The sequence below is a fragment of the Arthrobacter sp. Hiyo1 genome (genome assembly GCF_001263615.2).
Taxonomy (GTDB): Bacteria; Actinomycetota; Actinomycetes; order Actinomycetales; family Micrococcaceae; genus Arthrobacter.
Genome location: NZ_DF952472.1, coordinates 1,542 through 6,492, shown reverse-complemented (window position 1 = coordinate 6,492; position 4,951 = coordinate 1,542). Strand labels below are relative to the sequence as shown.

Here is a 4,951-nt window from a genome sequence, read left to right as displayed (position 1 = left end):
AACCCGGGTACGGCGCCGGCCGCGTTCCTAGCCGGCTTCGCTTTGGATCCGGTCCTTCACGCTTTGGGGCATGGTTGAGCACGCGTCGTTGTCGGAGCGCTGGCCGGCATGGCTGTCGGCAGTGTCTGTGATGCCGATCGTTCCAACGGCCGCTTGCCATCCGCCCAGGCCATCGAGTTGCCGGGGGACCCAGACGTTCGCGGCGCCGTTCACAAGGTTCCACACGGCAGGGTTGACGCCTGTGCCAAGGTAGATGCCTCCGTTGGGATCCCGCCTGACCAGATCCGGCAGCGGAAGGACGCCCATCAGCTGGGCCGACTGGTAATCGGACATGTTCCACGGTGGTGTTCCGAAGTAGTACCAGCTTGCGGCGCAGACCCCGTACAGATGGGGACCGAACTGGGCATAGTTCAGGTAGAGCTCCAAGGTGCGCTGAGGGCTCAACGTGTAGCTGAACTGAGTTGCCAGGACGGCTTCAATTCCCTTGCGGACGGCATTCTGGTCGTCCCAAAGGAAAATGTTCTTGACCAACTGCTGGGGGATGGTGGAACCGCTGGGGTCCGGCTTTCCCTGGAAGTACGCCTGCGCCCTCGCCTGGAGGTCTCCGACGTCGAAGGCTCCGCTGCGCGTGCCGAGCTGTTCGTCCTCATGGGCGATGGTCGCCGCCAGCAAGTGCCGGCTCATGTGGTTGATCGAGACGAACTGGTAGACGTTGGGTTCACCCGCTTCCAGCATGTAGGCGGTGCGCGGTGGGGTCACGCCCATGCTGAACATGAAAGCGACGATTTGGACCAGAACAAGCGGGGCGATCAGCGCCAAGAGGAGCTTGCGGCGCCACTTCCCTTTGGATCGTTTGGCCTTCTTGCCATCCGGGGGTACCGGCGGCTGGGCCCGATCCGGCTCTTGCGGCTCCAGCGGGACAGGCACCGGGGAGCTGATGACTTTGGCCCGGGCAGGATAAGGGCGGCCCGCTGAAGGAGGTCTTCCTGGCTGCGGACGCCGAGGCGGGGTCGGTGGTGTTGGAGTGTCCATCGGTCTGCCTTTGCTTCTCGTCCCGCGCAGTTACCCCTGGAAGGGGGAGAGGATGGCACGATATTCTACCGGGCCTTGCTGATTGTTCCGTCCAGCTAAGTTGGCCGGAACCCGGTCCTTAGCGTGCAGGAGAGGATTGTAAGTACACTTACCGAAGTCATCACGAGCGAATATCGGAGCGGCAATGACTTCTGCACGGACCTTTGAATCGATCGTCATTATTTTTAATCCCAACAGCACGGGGGATGCACGCAGGCTGGCTGAGGGTCTCCACAACGAGCTGGAGAATCTTCTCAGCTACACCGCGGACATCAGGCTCCAGCCAACCGCCCATGCTGGCCATGCCGTCGAGCTGGCGCGCGACGCTGTGAGCGGTGGCGGGGATGTATTGGTGGTTTCCGTCAGTGGTGACGGCGGCTACAACGAGGTTGTCAACGGCGTAATGCAAGGAGGCAACCCCAAGGCGGTGTGCGCGGTGCTGGGGGCGGGCAATGCCAATGATCACAGGCGGAGCACGGGCACCCAGCCGCTCGGGGAGGCGATCGCCGCGGGCAGGGTGCGGAGCATCGATTTGCTGCGCGTGCACACGGGAAAGGGGTCGGGCTCGCCGGGGGAGTACGCGCACTCGTATGTCGGCTTCGGGCTGACCCCGGTAATGGCGATTGACCTGGAAAAGGGCGGCAAGGGCGCCCTGAAGGAAATGGTCTCCGTGATCCGGACCTTCTCGAAGTTCGAGCCCTTCGAAATACGCCTGGCCGACGGCAAGCGCCGCCGTTTGGACAGCCTCGTGCTCGCCAACATTCCGGAGATGGCCAAGTATGCCACGCTCAGCGGCGCCGACGACAAGCTCGCTGACGGAAAATTCGAAGTGGTCCTCTTTGCCCACAAGCCAAAGTGGCGGGTCCTCTTGACGGCGCTGCGGGCGGCTACCAAGGGGCTGGGGGACCAGCCCAGCGTGAGCAGCTACTCGTTCACCACCCTCAAGCCCCTGAGCTACCAGATCGACGGTGAAGTGAAATCCGTTGACGCTGACGTGCCGGTCAGGATTGAGTGCGCACCGGCGGCCCTCTCCACCCTGGGATAGGAGGGCGCGGGGCCTTGCCTGCCAGTAAGCATGCTGATTGACTCAGAGGCGAAGCGCCGAACTGGCGCTCGTCTTCGTTGCAAAGGAGATGCACCATGGGACTTCTCGCTTTTCTTCTGCTCGGCCTGATTGCGGGCGCCATCGCAAAGGCCATTCTTCCTGGACGGCAAGGCGGCGGCTTGCTGCTTACCCTCCTTCTAGGAGTTGTCGGGGCGTTTCTTGGTGGTTGGATCGGTTCCCTCGTCTTCGGTGGTGGACTGGGAGACTTCTTCGATCTGAGGACCTGGCTGCTGTCCATCCTGGGGGCCGTCATCGTGCTGCTGATCTTCGGCCTATTCAGAGGACGTCGAAGCAGGGTCTAGACGTGGATGGCCCGCAGATGGGCAGGCCTTCGCCGGCACAGGATCGTTCGGGTGTGGATTCAGTGGCGTGATCTCTACGGTCATCCACACGTGCAACGGGAGCGAGGCAAGGATTTCCTTGAGATCGGCTTCAGTGTCGGCGCTCCAGAGGCCGACAGTGCGCCACTCGCCCGGCTCTGTGGGCGGCCGCCACAATCGCAGGAGGTGGCCCATCTGCGCGAGTTCGGCAGCGCGGATAGCCTCGCGATCCTTGGTGGAGTCGACCGTCGATTCCGGCGTTCCATGCGGGACGTTCGTGGTGAGGGTGGTGAGGAATTCCATCGGACTGATTTCTTTTTTGTTGTGTGATTGTTGGCCTGCGGGCGGGTGCCCTTTCTCTGAGTCAACCCGAGTACACGTCTGCGGTCCACGACTTGTATCCGAGCACTGGTAGGCCCCGCCTCCCAGCGGTCATTCCGGCGTACAATCAACCCGTGGAACTCCGGCAGCTCACCTACTTTGTCGCTGTCGCCGAGGAGCTGCATTTCGGTCGAGCCGCAGAGCGGCTCCACATTGCCGGCCCGTCGCTGTCCCAGCAGATCATCAACCTTGAGCGCGAGCTCGGGACTCAGCTCCTCATCCGTGATCGCAGGCATGTCGAGTTGACGCCCGCCGGCAGCGAGTTCCTGACTGACGCCCGCGAGGTGTTGGCCGCTGCCACGCGAGCGTTCGATCGGGCTCGCAACGGAGACCGACAGTTGCCGCTGCGGCTGGGCTATGTCAGTTGGCTTCCCCCGGGGATCGCGACAATGCCCACCCTTCGGATCCGTATCGACGAGTGGGTCCTGCCATCCCATACCCAAGCGGCGCGGGTGCCGAAGGCAGCCTCGACCTCGCCATCGCGTGGATTGAGAATGCCGACGTCGTGCGGCAGAACCTGGTGGCCGAGCTCCTAATGTACGAGCGACTGCAGGCGGTCATGCCAGGCGCCCACCACGCGACCCGTCACGACAGCGTGCCAGCAGCCGAGCTCACGGTTCTCGTCGATGTTGACGAAGCGTCCTGGGACTCGTGGAACCGCTATGCGTTGGCCTTCGCGAAGGCCAGCGGGGCGTCCGTCACACACATCGACGACGGTGGCATTACCGGACCGGCATTCTTCGAACATGTGGCCCGCTTGAGGCGGCCAGTGCTGCAATCGCCTAAACGCCATGCGGCGCCGATGCCACCCACCTTGACCCGCCGGCCCGTCACGTCCCCGGTACCGCTGTGGGCATGGGACTTGCTGCATCGCGCGGATGACACACGGCCTATCGTCACGGGCGCGATCCGAACGTTGATCGACGGTGCATCGGCGGCTGGGTGGCGAATCCCCCCGACCGAAACCCACTGGCCCCCAACCACTGAAAAGCAAGCGTGAAACGTTTCGCACACCTAGGTCAAGGGAACTGAGGCAGCCATCGGAGCCTAGTAATCGACGAGCCGCCGCCGGAGGGACACCGTCCCCAAGACGAGTCCGACTGCGGCCGTAGCCAGCAGTACCGCGAGGTCGCGGCCGAGGTTGTCGGTCGATTGGTAGAAGATCGCGGCCTCCAAGGCATCCACGCCATAAAACGTTGGTGTGAAATGCGCTATGGCCTGGATCCAATCCGGCAGGAAGGCTGCAACACTGATTCCTCCGCTGAGGAAAAACAGGTAGATGGAGAGGTTGATGCCTGCCCCGGCAACGGCTGAAAAGCGTCGCAGCGCGCCTCCCAAAGCGGTCCCAAGCCCCGCGGCCGCCAGCGCGATCAATCCGATCGCGGCCAGAGCCGGCAACCAATACCAGCCGGCAGGCCGGAGCACCCCAAAGGCGAACGACAAGGCCAGCACCACCGCCGCCACGAGCATTGTCGTCACCCAGCACGCCAGGATTTTGCCGGCAATCAGTGTCCCGCGGCCAATCGGCGAGAGCAACAGCGCTTGATGGTCAGGTCTTCGAACTCGCGGGCCGCGGCCAACCCGCCGTTGACGATCCCCATGATCGTGAGAAGGAGCACGAGGATCGGCACGAGCTGGAACTGGACCAGGTCGACGTCGTGCGGCCTCAGGTCCGATTCGGACACGCCGACCATGATCGGAGTGTCCGGCTGGCCGGCATAAAAATTCGTAATAGCGGCTGGCACTGAACGGCGCAGATCGTTGGTGAAGTCGAGGTTCAGGTTGTTGATCTGCACGCTGACGGGGTCGGGCCGCCGGGCCCGGTAGTCGTCGTCGAACGTGGCGGGCACGGTAATGACCGCCGCAACCTGAAGGGTGTCCAGCAGCTGGGTGGCTTCAGAGGGAGTTGCCCGCTGGACGCGGAAGGCGTCCGAGTTCTCAAGGATCGAGACGAGTCTCTGCGCTTGCGGCCCGCTGTCCTCGACCACCAGGGCGACCGGGTTCCGGCCGACCGCGCCGGCCACTACGAAGATGATCAGCAGGAACGCGACGGGCGGCAGCAGGCTGGCCAGAA

The 4,951-nt window shown here is 63.4% G+C and carries 7 protein-coding genes; 3 read left to right on the top strand and 4 right to left on the bottom strand.

Features of this window, described 5'->3' with window-relative positions; translation table 11 throughout:
• Nucleotides 1-27 precede the first annotated feature (27 nt).
• Nucleotides 28-1,032, bottom strand: a complete 1,005-nt coding sequence (locus AHiyo1_RS13725; RefSeq protein WP_084784506.1) for a transglycosylase domain-containing protein — start codon at nucleotides 1,030-1,032, stop codon at nucleotides 28-30.
• A gap of 184 nt (nucleotides 1,033-1,216) precedes the next feature.
• On the opposite strand from AHiyo1_RS13725, the gene AHiyo1_RS13720 reads away from it, so the two are divergent.
• Nucleotides 1,217-2,116 (top strand): diacylglycerol/lipid kinase family protein, encoded by a 900-nt coding sequence (locus AHiyo1_RS13720; RefSeq protein WP_059388933.1) that lies wholly within the window; start codon nucleotides 1,217-1,219, stop codon nucleotides 2,114-2,116.
• Between the two features lie 95 nt (nucleotides 2,117-2,211).
• Entirely contained in the window at nucleotides 2,212-2,478 is a 267-nt protein-coding gene (locus tag AHiyo1_RS13715) for a GlsB/YeaQ/YmgE family stress response membrane protein (protein WP_059388932.1), read from the top strand.
• Here AHiyo1_RS13715 and AHiyo1_RS13710 read toward each other — a convergent pair.
• Complete coding sequence (locus AHiyo1_RS13710; protein ID WP_084784505.1) at nucleotides 2,449-2,799, bottom strand: muconolactone Delta-isomerase family protein; 351 nt, start codon at nucleotides 2,797-2,799, stop codon at nucleotides 2,449-2,451. The genes AHiyo1_RS13715 and AHiyo1_RS13710 overlap by 30 nt on opposite strands.
• A gap of 152 nt (nucleotides 2,800-2,951) precedes the next feature.
• On the opposite strand from AHiyo1_RS13710, the gene AHiyo1_RS28275 reads away from it, so the two are divergent.
• Complete coding sequence (locus AHiyo1_RS28275; protein ID WP_148667584.1) at nucleotides 2,952-3,413, top strand: LysR family transcriptional regulator; 462 nt, start codon at nucleotides 2,952-2,954, stop codon at nucleotides 3,411-3,413.
• A 511-nt stretch (nucleotides 3,414-3,924) separates the two neighbouring features.
• On the opposite strand, the gene AHiyo1_RS13695 is transcribed toward AHiyo1_RS28275, so the two are convergent.
• Both AHiyo1_RS13695 and AHiyo1_RS13690 read right to left on the bottom strand, forming a co-directional pair.
• Nucleotides 3,925-4,356, bottom strand: coding sequence for an ABC transporter permease (locus tag AHiyo1_RS13695; protein ID WP_340639325.1), 432 nt, complete (start codon nucleotides 4,354-4,356; stop codon nucleotides 3,925-3,927).
• A gap of 26 nt (nucleotides 4,357-4,382) precedes the next feature.
• On the bottom strand, nucleotides 4,383-4,951 hold a 569-nt coding region (locus tag AHiyo1_RS13690), incomplete at its 5' end, for an ABC transporter permease (protein WP_148667582.1).

Coding starts and splice junctions, on each gene's coding strand:
- AHiyo1_RS13725 (WP_084784506.1), bottom strand. CDS start 1,032: ATGGACACTCCAACACCACCGACCCCGCCTCGGCGTCCGCAGCCAGGA.
- AHiyo1_RS13715 (WP_059388932.1), top strand. CDS start 2,212: ATGGGACTTCTCGCTTTTCTTCTGCTCGGCCTGATTGCGGGCGCCATC.
- AHiyo1_RS13720 (WP_059388933.1), top strand. CDS start 1,217: ATGACTTCTGCACGGACCTTTGAATCGATCGTCATTATTTTTAATCCC.
- AHiyo1_RS13710 (WP_084784505.1), bottom strand. CDS start 2,799: ATGGAATTCCTCACCACCCTCACCACGAACGTCCCGCATGGAACGCCG.